This window comes from Natronomonas salina (assembly GCF_013391105.1).
Classification (GTDB): domain Archaea; phylum Halobacteriota; class Halobacteria; order Halobacteriales; family Haloarculaceae; genus Natronomonas; species Natronomonas salina.
In genome coordinates this window covers 1,452,529-1,472,249 of the sequence record NZ_CP058335.1, presented here as the reverse complement: position 1 = coordinate 1,472,249, position 19,721 = coordinate 1,452,529, and the positions used below count along the sequence as shown (strand labels likewise).

The window sequence follows — 19,721 nt, the reverse complement described above, 5'->3', positions numbered from 1 at the left end:
TTTAAGGGCGACGACCACGCCTATTCGACCGTCAATGATACACACGGAGGGCCCGCTGCTGTCCATCGACGTCGGCGCACAGGAGACGGCCGAGGAGGCCATCGACGACGTCCTGGAGACGTTCGTCGGCGGCCGCGGCGTGGGGACGAAGCTCGCGCACGACCGCATCCCGTTCGACGCCGACCCGCTCGGTCCCGAGAACAGTCTGGTCTTCGCGACCGGCCCGCTGCAGACCTCCATCATGAGCTACACCGGCCGGATGTCCTGTACCGGCCTCTCGCCGCTGACCGACGGCCTGCTGTCGTCGAACGCCGGCGGCTTCATGTCCCGGCCGTTCATCGACACCGGCTACGCCGCCGTCGAGATCACGGGCGCCAGCGACGAACTGGTCGGCGTCCACGTCACCGACGAGGGCGTCGAGTTCGAGGCCGTCCCCGAACTCGAGGAGGCGACCGTCGGCGAGACCAACGACTACATCGAGTCCGAGCACGGCCTCGACAGCGAGCACACCGCCGTCACCGGCCCCGCCGGGGAGAACGAGGTCCGCTTCGCCTCCATCATGACCTCCGGGTCGCGGGCGTTCGGCCGCGGCGGCCTCGGGGCCGTCCTCGGCGCGAAGAACGTCAAGTTCCTCACCTTCGAGGGCGACTCCCGCCCCGAGATCGAGGGCATCGACCAGGAACTGGTCATGGAGATCCACAAGGAGGCCTCCGAGTCCGGCAGCCCGATGAAGGACGCCGGCACCGTCTCCGTCTCCGACTACGCCAACTCCGTCGGCGCGCTCCCGACGAAGTACTTCGAGGAGCTCCGCTTCGACGACATCGACAAGATCGGCTCGGGCGCGGTCATCGAGCACAAGTACAAGAAGGGCACCTGCTCGTCCTGCGCGTTCGCCTGCAAGCTCCCCACCCGCGACGAGGAGTCCGGCCTCGAGACCGAGGGGCCGGAGTACGAGACGATGATGAGCTTCGGGTCGAACGCCCTCGTCGACGACTTCGTCGCCATCATGAAGTCCAACGAGCTCTGCGACCAGCTCGGGCTGGACACCATCTCCTGCGGCGACGTCGTCTCCGCGTACCTCGCAAGCGAAGACGAGTTCGGCAACGTCGACCTCATCCACGAGACCATCGAGCAGATCGCCTACCGCGAGGGCGTCGGCGACACGCTCGCGGAGGGCATCGACCGCTTCCACGACGAGCTCGGCGTCGAGAACTGGACGATGAAGGGCATGGAGTTCGCCGCCCACGACGGCCGAACGCTCAACGGCCAGGGCCTCTCCTTCGCCACCTCGAACCGCGGCGCCGACCACATGTACGCCGAGATGTACCAGCTCGAGTACCCGCTGGTCGCCCCCGACCAGGCGCTGGACTCCGACGGCGTCGCAGGCAAGTCCGACCGGCTCATCGAGATGGAGAACAAGAACGCCGTCCACGACTCCGGCGTCCTCTGTAAGTTCGCCTTCTCCAGTATGGACCACGACCGCTACGCGGCGCTGTTCGACACCGACTGGGAGACGCTCCAGGAGGTCGGCGGCCGGATCATCGAACTCGAGCGGCACTTCAACTCCAAGCGCGGCTTCGACCGCGCCGACGACGACGCCCTCCCCTACGAGCTGGAGGGCCTCGACGACGAGCTCTCGAACTACTACGACCTCCGCGGCTGGAACGACGACGGCACCGTCCCGGACGCCAACGTCGGTGACGGCGGCGGTGCGGCGCCAGCGGACGACTGACAACTCCCACTTCTAGCCCACTTTTTGCACCTCCTTCGCGAGCGCCTGCGGCGCTCGCTCAGTCGGGCAAAAACGTGGGGAAAATATGCGCGCCCTCCTTCAGCCGCCGCGCTCCCTGGGGTCGCGCGGCGTTAGTCGTCGGGCGCTACGCTGGCTCGGCCTCCGGCCTCGCCAGCGAGAACCGTACTCTCCCTCAGGTGGACTCCCTCCGCTCACGGCTCACTTCGTTCGCCGTTCGCGTGCCGCGGTTCTCGCTCCCTTCGGTCGCTCCGAACCGCGCACCGCTCGGCTTCCAACGCTTCCGCTCGCTTCCCTCGCGGGCCATCCGGTCGCTCGCGGATGCTCTGCTCGACCGACGATTTATAACTGAAGACGCGCCCAGACGGCCCGTGATCTGACCACAGCCGGCGGTCGGACGAGGCCGTAGCGCGGAACACGACCGCCGGTTCACTTTGCCGTCGCGGGCTGCTCTGTCGCCCACGACGCTCCCGTTCCGCCTGCTCGCCACTCACCGAAACCGACAGGGTTCCCTCGGCACATCTGTCGGTATGAACCTCCGCTGCTCCGAGTGCGGTCGGGAGTACGACGACCGGTGGCGCTGCGAGTGCGGTTCGCCGTTGCGGTTCGCCGAGCGACCGCTCCCGGACGCCGCAGACCCGGCGGACGCCGACGTCGATACACGGGACGGACTGTGGGCGTTCGACGAGTTCCTGCCCGTCGACCGGCACGTGACCCTCGGGGAGGGGTACACGCCGCTGGTCGACGCCCCCGAGTGGGACGCCCGGTTCAAGCTGGAGTACGTCTTCCCGACGGGCTCGTTCAAGGACCGCGGCGCGACCGCGACCCTCTCGCGGGCCGTCGAGGTGGGCGCCGAGACGGTCGTCGAGGACTCCTCCGGCAACGCCGGCGCGGCCATCGCGACCTACGCCGCCCGTGCCGGGCTCCCCGCCGAGATCTACGTCCCGGCGGACGTCAAGGAGTCGAAGCTGAAGGCGATCCGCCGCAGCGGCGCCGGCGTCGTCCGCGTCGAGGGGAGCCGCGAGGACGTCACCGACGCCTGCGTCGAGGCGGTCGAGCGCGGCGACGGCTGGTACGCCAGCCACGCCTGGAACCCCGCGTTCTTCGCGGGCACCGCGACGATGGCCTACGAGATCGCCCACCAGTCCGAGTGGTCGGTCCCGGACGCCGTCGTGATGCCGCTGGGCCACGGGACGATGTTCCTCGGCGCGTACCGGGGGTTCAGCGCGCTCCGTGAGGCCGGCTGGATCGACGACCTGCCGCGATTGCTCGGCGCCCAGGCGTCGGGGTACGCCCCGATAGCGCACGAACTGCACGGCGACGACACGGGCGAGGACAACGACGTCGCCGACGGCATCCAGATCCGTGAGCCGGTGCAACGGGACGCGATTCTAGAGGCGGTCGAGGAGACGGACGGCGACGTGGTCGCCCTCTCCGAATCCGCCGTCGCGACCGAACTCGATCGGTTGCACGACGCCGGCTTCTACGTCGAACCCACGAGCGCGGTCGCGCCCGCTGCACTCCGGGAGTACCGCGAACGGGGTGTTCTCGACTCCGACGACGACGTGGTCGTCCCGCTGTCGGGGAGCGGACTGAAGGGATAGCTTGGGGTCTCACTTCTCGGGGTGCGTCGTGTCGTCGAATCCGCCCCTGACGAGCGGTTTCGCGATGTGGCGACGCGCCCGCGGCGGGACCTCGTACCAGCCGAGCTCGAGGTCGCGGTCGACCCGCCGCTCGACCTTGCCGTCGGCGGTCGTCTCGCAGTCCCGGCACCGATAGCCCTGGCCTCGACCGGCGGACTCCATCCGCCGATTGCAGTCCGGACACGTCGGGGTGACCAGTTCGGTTCGATTCAGCTCCCGGACCGCGAACTTCTCGAGTTTCAGCGTCCCGTCGCCGACCTCACCGCAGACGGTGAGCCGGTCGCCGGGCCGGAGCGCCCGGACGCGGTCGCGGAACCGCTTGGTCGGTTCGAAGGCGGCGCACTGCAGTTCCGCGTCGTCGTCGACCAGCGGGAAGAAGACGTGGCCGCCGCGGCGGGTCTCCGGCGGCGCGGCCACGGTCCCGTCGAGCCGATAGGAGCGACCGCCGCGTGCGCCCTGGAGGGTTCCGTGCCGGAGGTGCGCGTCGGTCCCCTGGTTCGTGACGAACGTTCGGGCGTCGGCGACCGGTTCGCTCCCGATCGCGTCGGCGACCTGCCGACAGACCGACGGGTCGTCCCCCCGGATACCGTAGAGCACCGGTCCGGGCGTCCGGGGAACGCACACCGCCTCGCCGCTCGTGCGGTCGACCGTGTCCCAGACCGTCGGGTAGTGTTCGTCGGCGGCTTCGAAGACCGAGTCGTAGTCGACGTCCCGCTCGGTTCCCCAGCGGTCCGGTTCGCGATAGGTGATGTACTCGGCGGTCCAGTCGTCGAAGGCCCGCCAGGCGCCGACCGCCGCCAGCGCGCCGATGACTCCCCGGCCGTTCTTCCAGCCTCGAGACCGGTAGCCGACCTCGGAGACCAGTGTGGCCGCAGCGTCGCGAGTGAGGTGGTCCCGGACCGCCTCTCGGGCGAATCCGGCGATCGAATCCGGGACCGCCTCTCGGGCGAATCCGGCGATCGAATCCGGGACGGCCTCCGGGGCGTCGTCCGCGACAACGAGTCCCGGGTTGGTCCGGTCGTCGTCGGTCTCGGCGGCCTCGCCGACGACGTCGCCGGCGACGTCGAGAGCCGTCTCTACGTCGGCGTCCGCGTGGATCGCCAGCGCGGCGTTCCCCCGGGTCTTGTGCTCGACCGCGGGGTTACACCGGACGAGCAGCGTGCGCTCGACGGACGCGCCGGCGGCTTCGAGTCGTCTGGCGACGGTGTCGGCGACGTACGTCGTACACATCCCGCGCTCGCGGGAGTCGGTGTCGTCGAGGCCGATGACGGTCACTGGCCGGGATACGACCGGGGCGGATAACCGGGTTTCGGTCCGCGGGCTCGGGGAGTATGAGTGAGCGCCCCCCGCAGACCAGAACCGCCAGACGGCGGCGCTGTCCGCCGGGGAAACAGCTATATGCAGCGAAACCCTTACATACCACTATGTCACGGTCCGCACTGGTCGGCAACATCACCGCGATGCTCGAGGACGCAGGCTTCACGGTGAGTGACCGGTGTGCCATTCGACCGAAGAGCTTCGACATCGCGGCACGACGTAGCGACGACGTGCTGCTGGTGAAGGTACTCGCGAACATCGACGCCTTCGACGGCTACACCGGCGCGGAGATGCGCCGCCTCGGCGAGTACCTCGACGCGACGCCCATCCTCGTCGGCCTCCGGACGCGCAACGAGGAACTGAAGCCCGGCGTCGTCTACTTCCGACACGGCGTCCCGGTGTTCTCGCCGGACACGGCGATGGACTACTTCATCGAGGAGGTCCCGCCGCTCATCTACGCCGCGCCGGGCGGCCTCTACGTCAACATCGACGGGGAGCTGCTCTCCGACGTCCGCTCCGAGGAGGAGATGTCCCTCGGGAAGCTCGCCAACGAGCTCGGCGTCTCCCGCCGGACCGTCTCGAAGTACGAGGACGGCATGAACGCCAGCGTCGAGGTCGCGGCGGAACTCGAGGAGATCTTCGACGCGCCGCTGGCCAGCCCGGTCGACGTCCTCGAAGGGGCCGAGGACGTCCGCGACGACGTCGAGGACCCCGACGAGCCGGAGGCCGACCCGGACGACGCACGGCTCGTCACGGTCCTCACGCGCGTCGGCTTCGAGGTCCACCCGACGATGCGCGCGCCGTTCAAGGCCGTCAGCGAGGACGAGTCCGGCAAGCAGAAGATGCTCACCGGCCACTCGGACTTCAACCGGACCGCGGAGAAGCGCGCCCGGATCATGTCCTCGGTCGGCCAGGTCACCCGGACCCGGTCGGTGTACGTCGTCGACCGCGCCCGTCAGGACGCCGTCGAGGGCACGGCCCTCATCGAGCGCGAGGAGTTCGACCGCATCGACGACCCCGAGGAGCTCGAGAACCTCATCCGCGAGCGCGCCGAAGTCGAAGAACCCGCGTAACCCACTTCTGAAGCCTTCTCTATCCGATTTCTCGTTTCCCGAGACACCTCTATAGCGCCGGCCCTGTCGCTTCCGAGCCAGTTCTGTCTGTCACTACCGGTTTCCTATCGCCCTCTGCGGTTTATCGAATCGCGCGGAGCGGCACCGGTACGCCACAGATTCCCCCGGAGAGAAGCCGAAGGGCGTTTCAACCGCCGCGACGGACGGTCTGGTATGACAGAGACGATCCGGCTGGCGACGCGCGGCTCGGACCTCGCGTTGCGCCAGGCCCAGACCGTGGCCGAGGCCCTGGAGAGCCGCCGTCGGGAGGTCGAACTCGTGGAGGTGGAGACGACCGGCGACAGCGTCCGCGACGAGTTGATCCACCGGCTCGGCAAGACCGGCGCGTTCGTCCGCAGCCTCGACGAGAAGGTCCTCGACGGGGAGGTCGACGCCGCGGTCCACTCGATGAAGGACATGCCGACCGAGTTCCCCGAGGAACTGGTCGTCGCCGGCGTCCCCGAGCGCGGCTCCCCGGGTGACGTGCTCGTCACGCCGGACGGTGACACGCTGGAGACGCTGCCCGACGGGGCGACGGTCGGGACGGCGAGCCTCCGCCGGAAGGCCCAGCTCCTGGCGGCGCGACCGGACCTCGACGTCCGACCGCTCCGCGGCAACGTCGACACCCGGGTCCAGAAGCTGCTCGCCCCGACCCTGCAGGCGGAACACGAGCGACGGCTGGAGGCCGAAGAGGAGGAGAGCGACACCAGCTACGACCGGACGGCCGAGGAGTGGTTCGACGACCTCCCGGAGTTCGAGAAGCAGGCGCTCGGCCGGGAGGTCGACACGCGGTTCGACGCCATCGTGCTGGCCGCGGCGGGACTGGAGCGGATCGGCCTCCTGGACCGGATCGAACACGAGCGGCTCGATGCGTCGTTCGTCTCGGCGCCCGGACAGGGGGCGCTGGCGGTCAACGCGCGGGCGGACAGCGACGTCGGCGAGACCATCCGCCACGAGATCGACCACCCGCGGACGCGGGTCGAGACCACCGTCGAGCGGACGATCCTCGAGACGCTCGGCGGGGGCTGCGTCGCCCCGGTCGGCATCCACGCGGTCATCCGGGGCGAGTACGTCCACGCGCGGGTGCGCGTCCTCTCGCAGGACGGCACCGAGGAGATCGGCGGGAGCCGGGACCTCCCGGTGGAGCGCCACCCCGAAGCGGCCAGGGAGTTCGCCGACGAACTCGCCGACCGGGGGGCCGCCGACCTGATCCAGCGCGCCCGGAGGGAGTCGGAATGACCGGGAAGGTCTACCTCGTCGGCAGCGGCCCCGGCGACCCCGAACTCATGACCGTGAAGGCCCGCCGACTCGTCGACGAGGCCGACGTCGTCCTCCACGACAAGCTCCCGGGCCCGGAGATCCTGGAGTCCATCCCCGAGGAGCGACGGGAGGACGTCGGCAAGCGCGCCGGCGGCGAGTGGACGCCCCAGGAGTACACCAACCGCCGGCTGGTCGAGCTCGCCGAGGAGGGCAAGACCGTCGTGCGGCTCAAGGGCGGGGACCCGTTCGTCTTCGGTCGCGGCGGCGAGGAGGCCGAGCACCTCGCGGCCAACGAGATTCCCTTCGAGTACGTGCCGGGCATCACGAGCGCGGTGGCCGGCCCCGGCGTGGCCGGCATCCCGGTCACGCACCGCGATCACACCTCCTCGGTCTCTTTCGTCACCGGCCACGAGGACCCCACGAAGGAGGAGTCGGCCATCGACTGGCACGCACTCGCCGACACGGGCGGGACGCTGGTCGTCCTGATGGGCGTCGGCAAACTCCCGATGTACACCGAGGAGCTCCGTTCGGCCGGCATGCCGCCGGAGACGCCGGTCGCGCTGGTCGAGCGGGCGACGTGGCCCGATCAGCGAGTCGCCACGGGGACGCTGGAGACCATCGTCGACGTACGGGACGAAGAGGGTATCGATCCCCCCGCGATCACCGTCATCGGCGGTGTCGCGGCCTCTCGTGGCCGCGTGGAAGCGTTCCTGCAGAACGGCCGTAACGAGAACGAAAGATGATGGTGAACTGCATGACGCTATATCAAAAATCGACCGAATCGCCACCCCGGAGGCGGGAAAACCATGCCTGAGACGGTCGCGTTCTTCCGGCCAGACGACGAGAGGGCGGCTGAAGCCGCCGAAATCGTCGAGTCGCTCGGCGCCGAGCCGCTGTCGGACCCGATGCTCGCCGTCGAACCGACGGGCGCCGCACCCCGCGAGGACGCCGATTTCCTGATCCTGACGAGCAAGACCGGCGTCGAACTCGCCGACGAGGCCGGGTGGCAGCCCGAGGGTTCGGTCGTCGCCATCGGCTCGTCGACCGCCGCCAAGCTGCGCGAAGCGGGCTACGCGGTCGACCGGATGCCGGAGACATACACCTCGGCTGGGCTGGTCGGGGAACTCGAGGCCGACGCTCCCGGCGCGCGGATCGAGGTCGCCCGGTCGGACCACGGCTCGCCGGTGCTCACCGACGGCCTGAACGACGCCGGCGCCTACGTCCACGAGACGGTCCTCTACCGGCTGATTCGCCCGGAGAGGGCCGGCGAGTCGGCCATAGCGTCCGCGGAGGGCGACCTCGCGGGGGCCTGTTTCACCTCCTCGCTGACCGTCGAGCACTTCCTCGACGCCGCCGCCGACCGGGGCATCCGCGACGAGGCGATCGAGGGGCTGAACCGCGCGGTCGTCGGCACCATCGGCCCGCCGACGCGGGAGGTCGCCGAGACCCACGGCATCGAGGTCGACGTCGTCCCCGAGGTCGCCGAGTTCGAGGCCCTGGCCGAGGCGGTCGTCGACCGGCTGTGACCGACCCGGGAATCGACGAGGGCCGCCGAACGCGGCTCTCGAAGTTCCTCTCCGGGCTGCTCCGGCACTTCCCCGACGAGTACGGCGTGGACCTCGACGCCGGGGGCTGGGCAGATCGGGAGACGGTCGAGGCGGTCGTCACCGACCGCTACGACTGGGCGGACGCCGACGCCGTCGCGGCGGTGGTGACGGCGGACCCGAAGGGCCGGTTCGAGACGCGGGACGGGGAGATCCGGGCCGCGTACGGCCACTCTGTCGACGTGGATCTCGACGCAGGGGACGGCGAGGCGGCCGACCAGGGCGACGTTCCGACGACGCTCTACCACGGGACGGCGCCGGGCAACCTCGACGCTATCCTCGAGGAGGGCCTCCGCCCGATGGGCCGCCGGGAGGTCCACCTCTCGCCGGACGTCGAGACCGCCCGGGCGGTCGGACGGCGACACGCCGACGAGGCCGCAATCCTCGAAGTGGACGTGGGGGAGATGCGAGACGACGGGTTCCGTGTCTCCGAGCGCGGCCCCGAGACCTACACGGCGGACCGCGTCCCGCCGGCGTACCTCTCGCGGCTCGACTGAAGGTTTAAATCCGAACCCGGGCAAGTGACTGACGAATGGCTGCCGCCGACGCCCCCGTCCCCGAGTTGCAGGCCCGCGCGACCGCGTGCGCCGAGCGACTGCTCGCCGCCGACCGCGTCCTGCTGGCCTCGCACATCGACGCCGACGGACTGACGAGCGCCGCGGTCGCCTCCTCGGCGCTCGAACGTGCCGGAATCCCCTTCGAGACGGTCTTCGAGAAGCAACTCGACGCCGCCTCCGTCGCCGGCATCGCCGAACGGGACTACGATACGGTCCTGTTCACCGACTTCGGCAGCGGTCAGCTGGACGTCATCGCCGACCACGAGGCGGCCGGCGACTTCACCCCCGTTGTCGCCGACCACCACCAGCCCGCCGACGCGGACACGGAGTTCCACCTCAACCCGCTGCTGGAGGGCATCGACGGCGCCTCGGAGCTCTCCGGCGCGGGGGCGGCGTACGTCCTCTCGCGCGCGTTGGCCGAGGCGGGCGATACCGAACCGCGCCTCGGCAACCGCGACCTCGCGGCGCTGGCGGTCGTCGGCGCCGTCGGCGACATGCAGGCCTCCGGCGGCGAACTCCACGGCTCGAACAGCGGCATCGTCGCCGAGGGGGTCGAGGCCGGCGTCCTCGAGGAGACGAAGGACCTCTCGGTGTACGGCAAGCAGACCCGCCCGCTGCCGAAGCTACTGGAGTTCGCCTCCGACGTCCGGATCCCCGGCATCACGAACGACGAGCGCGGCGCGGTCTCGTTCCTCGACGACCTCGAGGTCGACTGCCGGGCCGACGGGCAGTGGAAGCGGTGGGTGGATCTCGCCGACGACGAGAAGCAGACGGTCGCCAGCGCGCTCGTCCGCCACGCCGTCAGTCGGGGTGTCCCGGCGTTCAAGATCGACCGGCTGGTCGGGACCTCCTACATCCTCGCCGAGGAGGAGCAAGGGACGGAACTCCGCGACGCCAGCGAGTTCTCGACGCTGTTGAACGCGACGGCCCGCTACGAGCGCGCGGACGTGGGGCTGGCGGTCTGCCTCGGCGACCGGGCGGGCGCCCTCGACCGCGCGCGCGAACTGCTGCGGAACCACCGTCGGAACCTCTCGGAGGGCATCGAGTGGGTCGAGAACACGGGCGTCACGAAGGAGGAGCACCTCCAGTGGTTCGACGCCGGCGACGAGATCCGCGAGACCATCGTCGGCATCATCGCCGGCATGTCCATGGGTGCCGACGGGGTGGCCCGCGACATGCCCATCGTCGCCTTCGCCCGCAAGAACGACGAGGAGACGAAGGTCTCCGGGCGCGGGACGGGCCCGCTCGTCGGCGAGGGGCTGGACCTCTCCGTCGTGATGCGGGAGGCCTCCCAGGCCGCCGGCGGCGACGGCGGCGGCCACGACGTCGCCGCGGGCGCCACCATCCCGGCCGGCAACGAGGCGACGTTCGTCGAGCACGCCGACCGCATCGTCGGCGAGCAGCTCGACTGAGGCCCTTCGTGGTCGATCCCGGCGGATTCGAAGCTCCGAGCCGCTGCTGGAGCCGTTCCGACGGAGGGCTCTCCAGCGATATTACCAGTTTGCTATCGCAGCATGCAGTTCATCGCGCAGGTGGGGCCGGCATTTTATACCGCCCTCGGCCGACTCCCGCGACATGTCCGACTCCGTCAGCTACGAGCGGGAGGGGCCGGTCGCCGTGGTCACGGTCGACCGGCCGCAGCGGCGAAACGCCATCGACGACGAAACCGCCAGGGCGCTCGGCGACGCCTGGGAGCGCTTCGACGACGACGAGGACGCCCTGGTCGGCGTGCTGACCGGCAGCGAGGGGACGTTCTCGGCCGGCGCGGACCTGAAGGCGATGGACCTGGAGGACCGCCCCGAGGGGTGGCTCGGGTTCACCCGCACGCGCGTCTCGAAGCCCACCGTCGCTGCCATCGAGGGCCACTGCGTCGCCGGCGGCCTCGAGATGGCGCTGTGGTGCGACCTCCGGGTGGCCGGCGAGACCGCCACCTTCGGCTGCTTCGAGCGCCGCTTCGGCGTGCCGCTGGTCGACGGCGGCACCCAGCGGCTGCCGCACGTCGTCGGCCTCGGGCGAGCGCTGGAGCTGATCCTGACCGGCCGCGAACTCGACCCCGAGACGGCGAAGGAGTGGGGACTCGTCAACCGGGTCGTCGGCGACGGCGAGGCGCTCGACGCCGCCGTGGAACTCGCCGAGACCGTCGCGGGCTTCCCCCAGGAGACCGTCCGGACCGACCGGGAGGCGGTGTACGACGGCCTCGGCGCCAGCCTCCAGCAGGGGCTCGCCGCGGAGGGGTGGCACGGCTCGCGCGCGATGGAGACGGCCGCGAGCGGGGCCGACCGGTTCGCCGGCGGCGAGGGCCGCGGCGGCGAGGGCGTCCCGGACGAGGAGTAACCGACGGGGCGACGGCGGAACGGGCCGGCGGCACGCTTTTGGTTTCCCGCGCGTACGCCCGACCATGTCGGTCGCACGTGACGCCATCGAGCGGGTTCGGCAGCCGGAGTACACGGGCGAGAACCGCTGCGTGCCGTGTACCGCGACGAACCTCGCCATCACCGGCGTCGTCGCCCTGGGACTGGCCGTGCTGTGGCTCCCGCTGGCGGTCGGCTTCGCCGCCGTCGGCGCCGCGAGCGTCTGGCTCCGCGGCTACCTCGTCCCCGGGACGCCCGAACTGACAAAGCAGTACTTCCCGGACTGGCTGCTCGCGAAGTTCGACAAGCAGCCCGCCCCGGAACCGATCCCGGACGACGAGTTCGACCCCGAGCGGGCGCTGCTGGAGGCCGGCGCGGTCGAGCCCTGCGAGGGCGTCGACGACCTCTGTCTCACCGACGAGTTCGAGCGGGCCTGGACGGACCGGATGGACGCCCTCGCCGACGAGGACTCCCTCCGCGCGGAACTGGCCGAACACCTCGACCTCGACGCCGACGGCGTAAGCTTCGAGTCCTACGGCGACGCCTTCGTCGCACGGGACGACGGCGCCCGCGTCGGCCAGTGGGAGTCCCGGACGGCGCTGCTCGCCGACCTCGCGGCCGCGAAGGAACTGCCGGACAAGGTCGAGAACTGGGAGGCCTACACCCCGCGGGCGCGAGGCCAGCTGCTCGGCGGGCTCCGCGTGTTCGTCGAGACCTGCCCCACCTGCGGCGGGGCGGTCACCGCCGACACGGAGACCGTCGAGTCCTGCTGTCGCTCGACGACGGTCGTCGGCGTGGCCTGCGAGGACTGCGGCGACAGGCTCCTGGAAGTACCGTACGACGAGCCTGCGGCGTGACCCCCGGAGGGTCGTCGCGGCCGGAGAAGCTCAGTCCTCGTCGCCTTCGAGCAGCCGGTCGACGATGACGTCGGGGTCGAAGCGCTCGAGGTCGTCGTACCCCTGGCCGGTGCCGAGGAAGAGGATCGGCTTGCCGGTCACCTGCGCGATGGAGATGGCGGCGCCGCCCTGGGAGTCGGCGTCGGCCTTCGTGAGGACGGTCCCGTCGATCTCGGCGGCGTCGTTGAACTCCCTGGCGCGGTTCGTCGCGTCCTGGCCGGCGACGGCCTCGTCGACGAACAGCGTCATGTCGGGGTCGACGACGCGGTCGATCTTTTCCAGTTGCGCCATCAGGTCGTTGGAGGTGTGGAGTCGACCGGCGGTGTCGCCGAGGACGACGTCGACGTCGTTGGCCTCGGCGTACTCGACGGCGTCGTAGATGACCGCCGCCGGGTCGCCGCCCTGCTCGTGGGTGATGATCTTGGTGTCGAGGGCACCCGCGTGCTCCTCGATCTGCTCGTTGGCGCCGGCGCGGTAGGTGTCGCCGTTGGCCAGCACCGACGAGAGGCCGCGCTCCTCGAGCCAGCGGGACATCTTCGCGATGGAGGTCGTCTTCCCGACGCCGTTGACGCCGGTGAAGACGACGACGACCGGCTTCTCCGCGTCGACGAGCCGCTGCTCGAAGTCGAACTGGCCGACGCCGATGACCTCCCGGAGGGCGTCGGCGATGGCGCGCTGGACGACCTGCTCGCCGGACTCGACCTGCTTGCGCGTCTCGCCGACCAGCCGCTCGCGGATCTGGTCGGTGATCTCGCGGGCGACGCTCATCTCGACGTCGCCCTGCAGCAGCTCCAGCTCAAGCTGCTCGAGGGGCTCCTCGAGCTCCTCCTCGGTGATGATCGTCTTGCCCGTCGCCGCCAGCATCGTCTTCTTCGCCAGCCCTGGGCCGTCGTCCGAGTCGGACTCGTCGGCGCCGCCGTCGTCGGCGTCGGCAGGTTCCGCGGGTGACTCCGCGGTCTCCTCGGCCGGCGCTGCTGGGTCGGCGGGCTCGGATTCGGCGTCGGGCGGCGATTCAGCCGCGGCTTCCGCCTCGGCGTCGTCCGGTTCGTCGGCCTGCTCCTCGACGTCGTCCTTGAAGCGGCCGAGCTTGTCTTTCAGTCCGTCGAACATCGGGCCTTACTCGTCGTCCTGCTGCTGCATCTGCTGCTGCATCTGCTGCATCTGCTGCTGCTGGGCCTGCTGGGCCTTCTGCTCGAGGTTCTCGGACTCCTCCTCGACCTCGTCGATCTCGCTCTCGAGCTCCTCGATGCGGTCGTCGAGGGTGTCCTTCTTCTGCTCGAGGGACTCGATGGCACCCTCGCCGTCTCGCTCGGCCGCGTAGCCGCCGCCGAGGCCGACGACGACCTCGTCCATGTCCTGGACCTCCGCGCGGACGTAGGCGCCGCCGCCGAGGGGCACCTGCACCGTCGAGCCCGTCTCCAGGGCCTCGATGGCCTCGATGGCCTCGTCGATCTCGGATTGCTCCTGGCGGACGCTCTCGATCTCGGCCTCGATGGCCTGCTTCTCCTCCTCGAGGGCCTGCAGTTGCTGCTGGATCTGCTGCATGGCGCCGCCGCCACCGCCGCCGCCGAGGCTCATGCGTCCACCCCGTCGATGGCGATCTGCGTGCGCTTGAGCCCGTGCTGGGAGCCGAACTCCGAGTAGACGCGTTCGACCGCGACGTCCTCGTTCGGGGCGTCGACCTGCTTCTCGAACTCCTGGTCGCCGTAGCGAGCCGGGAACGTGCCCCGGACGGTGAACTCACTCATGTAGGAAGGGTATCGCGCGAACGGGAAGTATCTTCCCTCTCCTGGTCGCTCGGCACGCATCCTTATAGCCCTCCGTCGCGTGCGAACGTCCACCATGAGAGCTGTACGCCTCTCCGAGCACGGCGGGACCGACGTGATGAGCGTCGAGGACGTGCCGCGTCCCGACCCGGGCGAGCACGAACTGCTGGTGGAGGTCGACGCCGCGGGCGTCAATCCGGTGGACACGTACTTCCGCGACGGCTCCTACGAGCCGGTCGGGCTCCCCTTCACGCCCGGCGTCGACGTCGCCGGCGTCGTCGTCGAACTCGGCGCGGACGTCGAGGGGGTCGAGACCGGCGACCGGGTCTTCGGCACCGGCATCGGCAACGCCGGCCACCAGGGCAGCTACGCGGAGTTCGCGACGGTGCCGGCCGATCGGGTCGTCCACCTCCCCGACGGCGTCGACGCCGCCGAGGCGGGCGCGGCGGGGGTCGTGGCCGGGACGGCCTGGCGAGCGCTGGTCGACCACGCGGCCCTCGACCCGGCGGAGTACTGCCTCGTCCACGGCGGCTCGGGCGGCGTCGGCCACGCCGCAGTCCAGATCGCCGACGCGGTGAGCGCGCGGACGATCACCACCGCCTCGCCGACGTACCACGACGCCGTCGCCGACCTGGGGGCAGACGTCGTCCTGGACTACGGCAGCGACGACCTCGCCGACGAGGTGCTGTCGGCCTCGGACGGCGGCGTCGACGTCGTGCTGGACCACCGCCTCGACGACTACCTCCAGTTCGACGCCGACGTCGCCGCCGAGCGCGCGAGGGTCGTCGGCATCGGCGAGAACGACCCCACCCCAGGGTTCACGAACGACGGCGCCGCCCGCTCGAAGGACGTCACCTACACGTTCATGTCGATGTTCAACACGCCGGACCTCCGGGTCCCGCTCCGCGGGGTCGCCCACCTCATGGACGTCGGGGAGCTCTCCGTCGAGGTCGCCCGGCGCTACGACCTCGAGGAGGCCGGGGAGGCCCAGCGCGCCGTCATGGAGGACAGCTTCCTCGGGAAGCTCGTCGTCGAGCCCTGAGGATGCGGACGGTCGAGGTCTCCCGGTTCGTCCGCGCCCAGCCCGCCCGGGTCGAGCGCGCCCTGGACCCGGCGTCCATCGTGGCCTACGAGGGGAGCTTCTCGGTGTTCGACGTCCGGGAGCGGGCCTCGGACACGCTCGTCGTCGCCGGCGGCTCGGGCCTGGAGCTGACCCTGCGGTTCGAGGAGCGCGAGGACGGCTTCTACTACGAGCAGGAGGAGGGAGAGGGCCAGCCCTTGGAGACCATGGAGACGACGCTGACGTACGCGCCGAAGGACGAGGGGACCGCCGTGACGGCGTCGTCGACGGTCGGGATGGGACTTCGGCCGGCGTTCCTCACCGACCGCCTGGCCGCCTGGAAGCGCCGCGGCGAACTCCGGCGGGCGCTCGACGCGCTCGCCGAGGACGTCGAGTGAGCGCCGCCGGGCCGACCGGTGTCCGTCCGATTCGCCCGGCCGTTACCGCGTCACGACGTGCGTGAGCAGCATCAGCGCGAGGGTCCCGACGACCAGCCGGGGGATCGTCAGATCCAGGGCGCCGACGAAGTCGAGGCCCCGGAGGACGACTGCGACGAACAGCGCCGACAGGACGAGGTTGAGCAGGAGGTGGACGCGCGGGTCGCCGTCGGTGGCCATCGTCCCACCGTGGAGGCGAGACCGACGTAAATCCCCCGCCCGTCGCGGCGAGGTTCGCGGCCGTCCGAGTCCTTATGCGCCAGCGGAACCCACTCTTAGGCGATGCGGCTCCGGAACAGCGACGGGACCCCCGTCGACCCGGTCCCGTTCCTCGTGGTCGCGCTGCTGGGCGTGATGATCGCGATAGCCTGGGGCCCGCTCTACCTGAAGTCCCACGGCGTCGGGCAGCCGACGGCGGTGACCGCGTCGGTCGGGCTGGCGGCCGCCACCGTCGGCAGTTCCTACTACCGCTACGTCTGGACCGCCAACCCACTCGTCCGCCGGACCGTCCCGGCCGCCGTCCGCTTCCGGAAGCTCGTCTACGCCATGGTCATCGGCGTCCTCGTGGTCCTCGCGCTCGTGGCGCTGCTCCACCTCTGACCGCGGGCCCGGTCCCGCAACGGGCGGTACCCTTATCCCGTGCTGTGCGGTACCGGGGGACATGTCGCTGGCCGACCGAATCGAGGACTTCATCGACCGGCTGCGGGTGTGGGCGCGGGGGCTGTACCACGGCATGATCGAGCACCCGGCCTTCGAGGCCATCGAGAACGAGGCCGAGGACCTCGCCGACGCCTTCATGCTCGCCTGCTTCCCGGACGCCTTCGGCATCCCGAGTCCGGTCTCCTACTACACCGCCGAACTGCTGCCGTTCCTCGGCGACGAGTTCGAGGCCTGGCAGCGCCGGATGTGGGACCGCGACTCCCTGGTCGAGCGGAAGGGCCAGACCTACCACTTCTGATGGCCGCGTTCACCTTCTTCGGCGGCAAGGGCGGCGTCGGCAAGACGACGGTCTCGGCGGCCTACGGGCTGAAGTGCGCCCGCGACGGCCTGGAGACCCTGGTCGTCTCGACGGATCCCGCCCACAGTACCTCGGACGTCTTCGACCAGCAGTTCGACGACGAACCCGGCCCCGTCGCGGGGTACGACGGCCTCTCCGCGATGGAGATCGACCCCGACGAGGCGGTCGACGAGCACTTCCAGGAGTTGCGCCGTCAGCTCGGCGAGCAGCTCAGCCCCGCGATGGTCAACGAGATATCGATGCAGCTCGAGATGGCCCACCGGACGCCCGGCGCCTACGAGGCGGCGCTGTTCGACCGGTTCGTCGAGGTGATGCGCGGCGCCGACGACTACGACCGCGTCGTCTTCGACACCTCGCCGACCGGCGGGACCCTCCGGCTGCTCGCGCTCCCGGAGTACCTCGAGCGGTGGATCGACCAGCTGCTCTCGAAGCGCCGCAAGAGCGTGGAGTACTTCGAGCGGGCCGCCATCGGCGAGAAGCGGACGGCGGAGCTGATCGAGTCCGACCCCATCGTCGCCCGACTGCAGGAGCGCAAGGAGACCTTCGCCTACGCCGGCGAGACGCTCCGCGAGGAGTCGTCGTTCACGCTCGTGCTCAACCCGGACGAGCTGTCGATCCGGGAGACCGAGCGGGCGCTCGCGTCGATGCGCGAGGCCGACCTGCGGGTGGACGGCCTCGTCGTCAACAGATTGACGCCGGAACCCGACCCCGAGGAGGAGGGCCGCGGCGCGCGGTTCCTCCGGGACCGCGTCGAGACCGAGCGGGCGCGGCTCGCGGAGATCCGCGAGCGCTTCGAGGTCCCGGTCGCCGCCGAGATCGAGACCCGCGTCCGGGAGGTGAAGGGCGACCTGCTCGAGGAGGTCGCCGACGAACTGGCGCTGTCGACCGCGCTGGGCCACTGACGGGTCGGCGGCGTGAGGCGGGACTGGCCGGGCGGCTGCCGATAGATGGCAGCGAGTGGGGTGAGCCGGCAACAACCGACAAAAACGTGCACATAATTTTATTACTGATACACCTAACAGTCGGGGTGTGGTAGCATATGGCAGGAGTAATATGGATCGTGGCGCTGGTGCTCTCGACGTTCACCGTCGCGTACGTTGGCTACGGACGGTACCTGTCCCAGTTCCTCGAACTGGACGACGAGCGTGAGACACCGGCTCACAAGTACGAGGACGGCCAGGAGTACGTACCGGCGAAACGACCAGTGCTGCTCGGGCACCACTACTCGAGCATCGCGGGCGGCGCGCCGATCGTCGGCCCCATCACGGCCGCGTTCGTGTGGGGGTGGGTCCCGGCGGTGCTGTGGGTCGCCATCGGGAACCCCCTGCTGGGCGCGGTCCACGACTTCAGTTCGCTGTCGAGCAGCGTCCGCCACGAGGGCAAGTCGATCGGGTACATCATCGGTCAGTACCTCGGCGACCGCGGGAAGAACATGCTGCTGTGGTTCGCCTTCCTGCTCATCATCCTCGTGGTGGCGGTGTTCGCGCTGGTCATCGGCCTCGTCTTCGACGCCTACCCCGCGGCGGCGACGTCGAGTCTGATCTACATCGGGCTCGCGGTCGTGTTCGGGGTCTGGCTCTACCAGCTGGACCTGCCGTTCGCCATCGGGACCGTCGTGTTCGTCGCGGGCGTGTTTGCGTCCGTCTGGGCGGGCATCCAGGCGCCGCTCGCCATCGTCGGCGAGCACCCCGAGGGGACCTTCGTGCTGCTCGACTCGGCGCCGTTCTGGATGCCGGAGCTACTCGGGAGCGCCAACATCGGCGCCTGGGTGCTGGTGGTCCTGCTGTACGGCGGGGCCGCCAGCGTCCTGCCGGTGTGGCTGCTGCTCCAGCCCCGGGACTACCTGTCGTCGTTCCTGCTGTACGCCGGCGTCGGCGGCGCCCTGCTCGCCGTGATCGTCGGGACGTTCGTCACCGGGATGGACGCGACGACCGGCGGCTCGGCGCTCAGCTTCGAGATATCGCTGGGCGCCTGGAACGGGTTCTTCGGCGGCGGCAGCCCGTTCGCCGACAGCCTCCCGCTGATGCCGCTGTTCCCGCTGCTGTTCATCACCATCGCCTGCGGGACGATCAGCGGCTTCCACTCGCTGGTCTCCTCCGGGACGACGGCCAAGCAGCTCGACAAGGAGACCGACGCCCGGCTCATCGGCTACGGCGGCATGCTCGCCGAGGGGCTGCTCGCGGCGGTGGCGCTGTGCGCCGTCGCGGTCGTCGCGGCCCCGGAGGCCACGGGCGGCATCGGGCTCGCACTCCCCAACTTCGCGCTCGGCGGCGGCGCCATCCTGACCGCCCTCGGCGTCCCGTTCGCCGTCGGCGAGGTGTTCATGGCGCTCGTGCTCTCGGCGTTCCTGCTGACGAGCATGGACACCGCCTGCCGGCTGGGGCGGTACATGCTCGAGGAGGTCGTCGGGACGCCACAGACGACGGTCCAGGAGTACGGCGCCAACCGCTACGCCAGCACCGCGATCATCGTCATCGCGGCGTTCTTCCTCCTCGGGAGCGGCCGCTGGGAGGACCTCTGGACGCTGTTCGGCGGCGCCAACCAGCTGCTGGCGGCGATGGCGCTGCTGACCGTCACCGTCTGGCTCGCCAACTGGGACGAGACCAAGCAGCTCGTCTCGACCGGCGTCCCGATGGCGCTGATGGTCGTCATCACCGTCGCCGGGCTGCTGTGGGTGTCGCTGTACCAGGTGCTCGGCGGCCGGCTGCTCGGCATCACCGCCGAGGCGGAGACGACGCTGCTCGGGCAGGTGTCGGCGGTCGTCCAGCTGGTCATCGCGCTGACGCTGGTCGGGCTGGCCGTGTCGCTGGTCTGGATGGGCTACGGCAACCTGCGCGATCTCGGACGGATCGGCGACGAACCGGCCGTGGCCGACGGGGGTGAGCCCGAAGCGGACGACGACTGACGACGCCGTCTCCTTCTTCGCCGCCGGCCGGAGCGCTCCGGCGAC

Annotated in this window: 21 protein-coding genes; 16 read left to right on the top strand and 5 right to left on the bottom strand. The window is 70.4% G+C overall.

Going from position 1 to position 19,721, the window contains the following annotated elements:
* Positions 1 to 34 precede the first annotated feature (34 nt).
* On the top strand, positions 35 to 1,732 hold the full coding sequence (locus tag HWV07_RS07870) for an aldehyde ferredoxin oxidoreductase family protein (RefSeq protein ID WP_178333770.1): 1,698 nt from the start codon (positions 35 to 37) through the stop codon (positions 1,730 to 1,732).
* A gap of 548 nt (positions 1,733 to 2,280) precedes the next feature.
* Positions 2,281 to 3,354 (top strand): pyridoxal-phosphate dependent enzyme, encoded by a 1,074-nt coding sequence (locus tag HWV07_RS07865; RefSeq protein ID WP_178333769.1) that lies wholly within the window; start codon positions 2,281 to 2,283, stop codon positions 3,352 to 3,354.
* A 9-nt stretch (positions 3,355 to 3,363) separates the two neighbouring features.
* On the opposite strand, the gene HWV07_RS07860 is transcribed toward HWV07_RS07865, so the two are convergent.
* Positions 3,364 to 4,668, bottom strand: a complete 1,305-nt coding sequence (locus HWV07_RS07860) for a tRNA(Ile)(2)-agmatinylcytidine synthase (protein WP_178333768.1) — start codon at positions 4,666 to 4,668, stop codon at positions 3,364 to 3,366.
* A 149-nt stretch (positions 4,669 to 4,817) separates the two neighbouring features.
* Here HWV07_RS07860 and HWV07_RS07855 point away from each other — a divergent pair, with 149 nt between their 5' ends.
* From HWV07_RS07855 to HWV07_RS07820, 8 genes are all read left to right on the top strand, one after another.
* The gene (locus tag HWV07_RS07855; RefSeq protein WP_178333767.1) at positions 4,818 to 5,783 is read left to right on the top strand and encodes a transcriptional regulator; all 966 of its coding nucleotides are present in this window, start codon (positions 4,818 to 4,820) and stop codon (positions 5,781 to 5,783) included.
* A gap of 213 nt (positions 5,784 to 5,996) precedes the next feature.
* Positions 5,997 to 7,061, top strand: a complete 1,065-nt coding sequence (gene hemC, locus HWV07_RS07850; protein WP_178333766.1) for a hydroxymethylbilane synthase — start codon at positions 5,997 to 5,999, stop codon at positions 7,059 to 7,061.
* Entirely contained in the window at positions 7,058 to 7,825 is a 768-nt protein-coding gene (gene cobA / locus HWV07_RS07845) for a uroporphyrinogen-III C-methyltransferase (RefSeq protein WP_178333765.1), read from the top strand. The genes hemC and cobA overlap by 4 nt, the downstream gene beginning before the upstream one ends.
* Before the next feature lie 63 nt (positions 7,826 to 7,888).
* Positions 7,889 to 8,608 (top strand): uroporphyrinogen-III synthase, encoded by a 720-nt coding sequence (locus tag HWV07_RS07840; RefSeq protein WP_178333764.1) that lies wholly within the window; start codon positions 7,889 to 7,891, stop codon positions 8,606 to 8,608.
* Positions 8,605 to 9,183, top strand: a complete 579-nt coding sequence (locus HWV07_RS07835; RefSeq protein ID WP_178333763.1) for an RNA 2'-phosphotransferase — start codon at positions 8,605 to 8,607, stop codon at positions 9,181 to 9,183. Before HWV07_RS07840 ends, HWV07_RS07835 begins: the two co-directional genes overlap by 4 nt.
* A 35-nt stretch (positions 9,184 to 9,218) precedes the next feature.
* A complete protein-coding gene (recJ, locus tag HWV07_RS07830; protein WP_178333762.1) occupies positions 9,219 to 10,655 on the top strand; it encodes a RecJ family nuclease in 1,437 nt (478 codons plus the stop codon).
* 163 nt (positions 10,656 to 10,818) lie between these two features.
* Positions 10,819 to 11,577 (top strand): crotonase/enoyl-CoA hydratase family protein, encoded by a 759-nt coding sequence (locus HWV07_RS07825; RefSeq protein WP_178333761.1) that lies wholly within the window; start codon positions 10,819 to 10,821, stop codon positions 11,575 to 11,577.
* 64 nt (positions 11,578 to 11,641) lie between these two features.
* Complete coding sequence (locus HWV07_RS07820; protein WP_178333760.1) at positions 11,642 to 12,451, top strand: DUF8054 domain-containing protein; 810 nt, start codon at positions 11,642 to 11,644, stop codon at positions 12,449 to 12,451.
* 30 nt (positions 12,452 to 12,481) lie between these two features.
* Here HWV07_RS07820 and ftsY read toward each other — a convergent pair whose 3' ends face one another.
* The 3 genes from ftsY to rpl18a are packed head-to-tail and all read right to left on the bottom strand — an operon-like array spanning position 12,482 to position 14,238.
* Positions 12,482 to 13,600: a signal recognition particle-docking protein FtsY gene (gene ftsY / locus HWV07_RS07815; protein ID WP_178333759.1), complete on the bottom strand. Its 1,119-nt coding sequence runs from the start codon at positions 13,598 to 13,600 to the stop codon at positions 12,482 to 12,484.
* A 6-nt stretch (positions 13,601 to 13,606) separates the two neighbouring features.
* Positions 13,607 to 14,068, bottom strand: coding sequence for a prefoldin subunit alpha (gene pfdA / locus HWV07_RS07810; RefSeq protein WP_178333758.1), 462 nt, complete (start codon positions 14,066 to 14,068; stop codon positions 13,607 to 13,609).
* Positions 14,065 to 14,238: a 50S ribosomal protein L18Ae gene (rpl18a, locus tag HWV07_RS07805; RefSeq protein WP_178333757.1), complete on the bottom strand. Its 174-nt coding sequence runs from the start codon at positions 14,236 to 14,238 to the stop codon at positions 14,065 to 14,067. Before rpl18a ends, pfdA begins: the two co-directional genes overlap by 4 nt.
* Before the next feature lie 94 nt (positions 14,239 to 14,332).
* On the opposite strand from rpl18a, the gene HWV07_RS07800 reads away from it, so the two are divergent.
* Both HWV07_RS07800 and HWV07_RS07795 read left to right on the top strand, forming a co-directional pair.
* Entirely contained in the window at positions 14,333 to 15,298 is a 966-nt protein-coding gene (locus HWV07_RS07800) for an NADPH:quinone reductase (protein WP_178333756.1), read from the top strand.
* Between the two features lie 2 nt (positions 15,299 to 15,300).
* Positions 15,301 to 15,714: an SRPBCC family protein gene (locus tag HWV07_RS07795; RefSeq protein ID WP_178333755.1), complete on the top strand. Its 414-nt coding sequence runs from the start codon at positions 15,301 to 15,303 to the stop codon at positions 15,712 to 15,714.
* A 42-nt stretch (positions 15,715 to 15,756) separates the two neighbouring features.
* On the opposite strand, the gene HWV07_RS07790 is transcribed toward HWV07_RS07795, so the two are convergent.
* Positions 15,757 to 15,933: a DUF8107 family protein gene (locus HWV07_RS07790; RefSeq protein ID WP_178333754.1), complete on the bottom strand. Its 177-nt coding sequence runs from the start codon at positions 15,931 to 15,933 to the stop codon at positions 15,757 to 15,759.
* A gap of 102 nt (positions 15,934 to 16,035) precedes the next feature.
* Between HWV07_RS07790 and HWV07_RS07785 the strand changes: the two genes are divergently transcribed.
* From HWV07_RS07785 to HWV07_RS07770, 4 genes are all read left to right on the top strand, one after another.
* Complete coding sequence (locus HWV07_RS07785; RefSeq protein WP_178333753.1) at positions 16,036 to 16,353, top strand: hypothetical protein; 318 nt, start codon at positions 16,036 to 16,038, stop codon at positions 16,351 to 16,353.
* 61 nt (positions 16,354 to 16,414) lie between these two features.
* A complete protein-coding gene (locus HWV07_RS07780) occupies positions 16,415 to 16,711 on the top strand; it encodes a DUF7990 family protein (protein WP_178333752.1) in 297 nt (98 codons plus the stop codon).
* Positions 16,711 to 17,673 (top strand): ArsA family ATPase, encoded by a 963-nt coding sequence (locus HWV07_RS07775; protein ID WP_178333751.1) that lies wholly within the window; start codon positions 16,711 to 16,713, stop codon positions 17,671 to 17,673. The genes HWV07_RS07780 and HWV07_RS07775 overlap by 1 nt, the downstream gene beginning before the upstream one ends.
* Positions 17,674 to 17,810: 137 nt before the next feature.
* Entirely contained in the window at positions 17,811 to 19,676 is a 1,866-nt protein-coding gene (locus HWV07_RS07770; protein ID WP_178333750.1) for a carbon starvation CstA family protein, read from the top strand.
* The last annotated feature ends 45 nt before the right edge of the window (positions 19,677 to 19,721 follow it).

Bases quoted from the DNA above. Each gene is read 5' to 3' on its own strand.
- HWV07_RS07870 (WP_178333770.1), top strand. From the start codon at position 35: ATGATACACACGGAGGGCCCGCTGCTGTCCATCGACGTCGGCGCACAG.
- HWV07_RS07865 (WP_178333769.1), top strand. From the start codon at position 2,281: ATGAACCTCCGCTGCTCCGAGTGCGGTCGGGAGTACGACGACCGGTGG.
- HWV07_RS07855 (WP_178333767.1), top strand. From the start codon at position 4,818: ATGTCACGGTCCGCACTGGTCGGCAACATCACCGCGATGCTCGAGGAC.
- hemC (WP_178333766.1), top strand. From the start codon at position 5,997: ATGACAGAGACGATCCGGCTGGCGACGCGCGGCTCGGACCTCGCGTTG.
- cobA (WP_178333765.1), top strand. From the start codon at position 7,058: ATGACCGGGAAGGTCTACCTCGTCGGCAGCGGCCCCGGCGACCCCGAA.
- HWV07_RS07840 (WP_178333764.1), top strand. From the start codon at position 7,889: ATGCCTGAGACGGTCGCGTTCTTCCGGCCAGACGACGAGAGGGCGGCT.
- recJ (WP_178333762.1), top strand. From the start codon at position 9,219: ATGGCTGCCGCCGACGCCCCCGTCCCCGAGTTGCAGGCCCGCGCGACC.
- HWV07_RS07825 (WP_178333761.1), top strand. From the start codon at position 10,819: ATGTCCGACTCCGTCAGCTACGAGCGGGAGGGGCCGGTCGCCGTGGTC.
- HWV07_RS07820 (WP_178333760.1), top strand. From the start codon at position 11,642: ATGTCGGTCGCACGTGACGCCATCGAGCGGGTTCGGCAGCCGGAGTAC.
- ftsY (WP_178333759.1), bottom strand. From the start codon at position 13,600: ATGTTCGACGGACTGAAAGACAAGCTCGGCCGCTTCAAGGACGACGTC.
- pfdA (WP_178333758.1), bottom strand. From the start codon at position 14,068: ATGAGCCTCGGCGGCGGCGGTGGCGGCGGCGCCATGCAGCAGATCCAG.
- rpl18a (WP_178333757.1), bottom strand. From the start codon at position 14,238: ATGAGTGAGTTCACCGTCCGGGGCACGTTCCCGGCTCGCTACGGCGAC.
- HWV07_RS07800 (WP_178333756.1), top strand. From the start codon at position 14,333: ATGAGAGCTGTACGCCTCTCCGAGCACGGCGGGACCGACGTGATGAGC.
- HWV07_RS07795 (WP_178333755.1), top strand. From the start codon at position 15,301: ATGCGGACGGTCGAGGTCTCCCGGTTCGTCCGCGCCCAGCCCGCCCGG.
- HWV07_RS07790 (WP_178333754.1), bottom strand. From the start codon at position 15,933: ATGGCCACCGACGGCGACCCGCGCGTCCACCTCCTGCTCAACCTCGTC.
- HWV07_RS07785 (WP_178333753.1), top strand. From the start codon at position 16,036: ATGCGGCTCCGGAACAGCGACGGGACCCCCGTCGACCCGGTCCCGTTC.
- HWV07_RS07780 (WP_178333752.1), top strand. From the start codon at position 16,415: ATGTCGCTGGCCGACCGAATCGAGGACTTCATCGACCGGCTGCGGGTG.
- HWV07_RS07775 (WP_178333751.1), top strand. From the start codon at position 16,711: ATGGCCGCGTTCACCTTCTTCGGCGGCAAGGGCGGCGTCGGCAAGACG.
- HWV07_RS07770 (WP_178333750.1), top strand. From the start codon at position 17,811: ATGGCAGGAGTAATATGGATCGTGGCGCTGGTGCTCTCGACGTTCACC.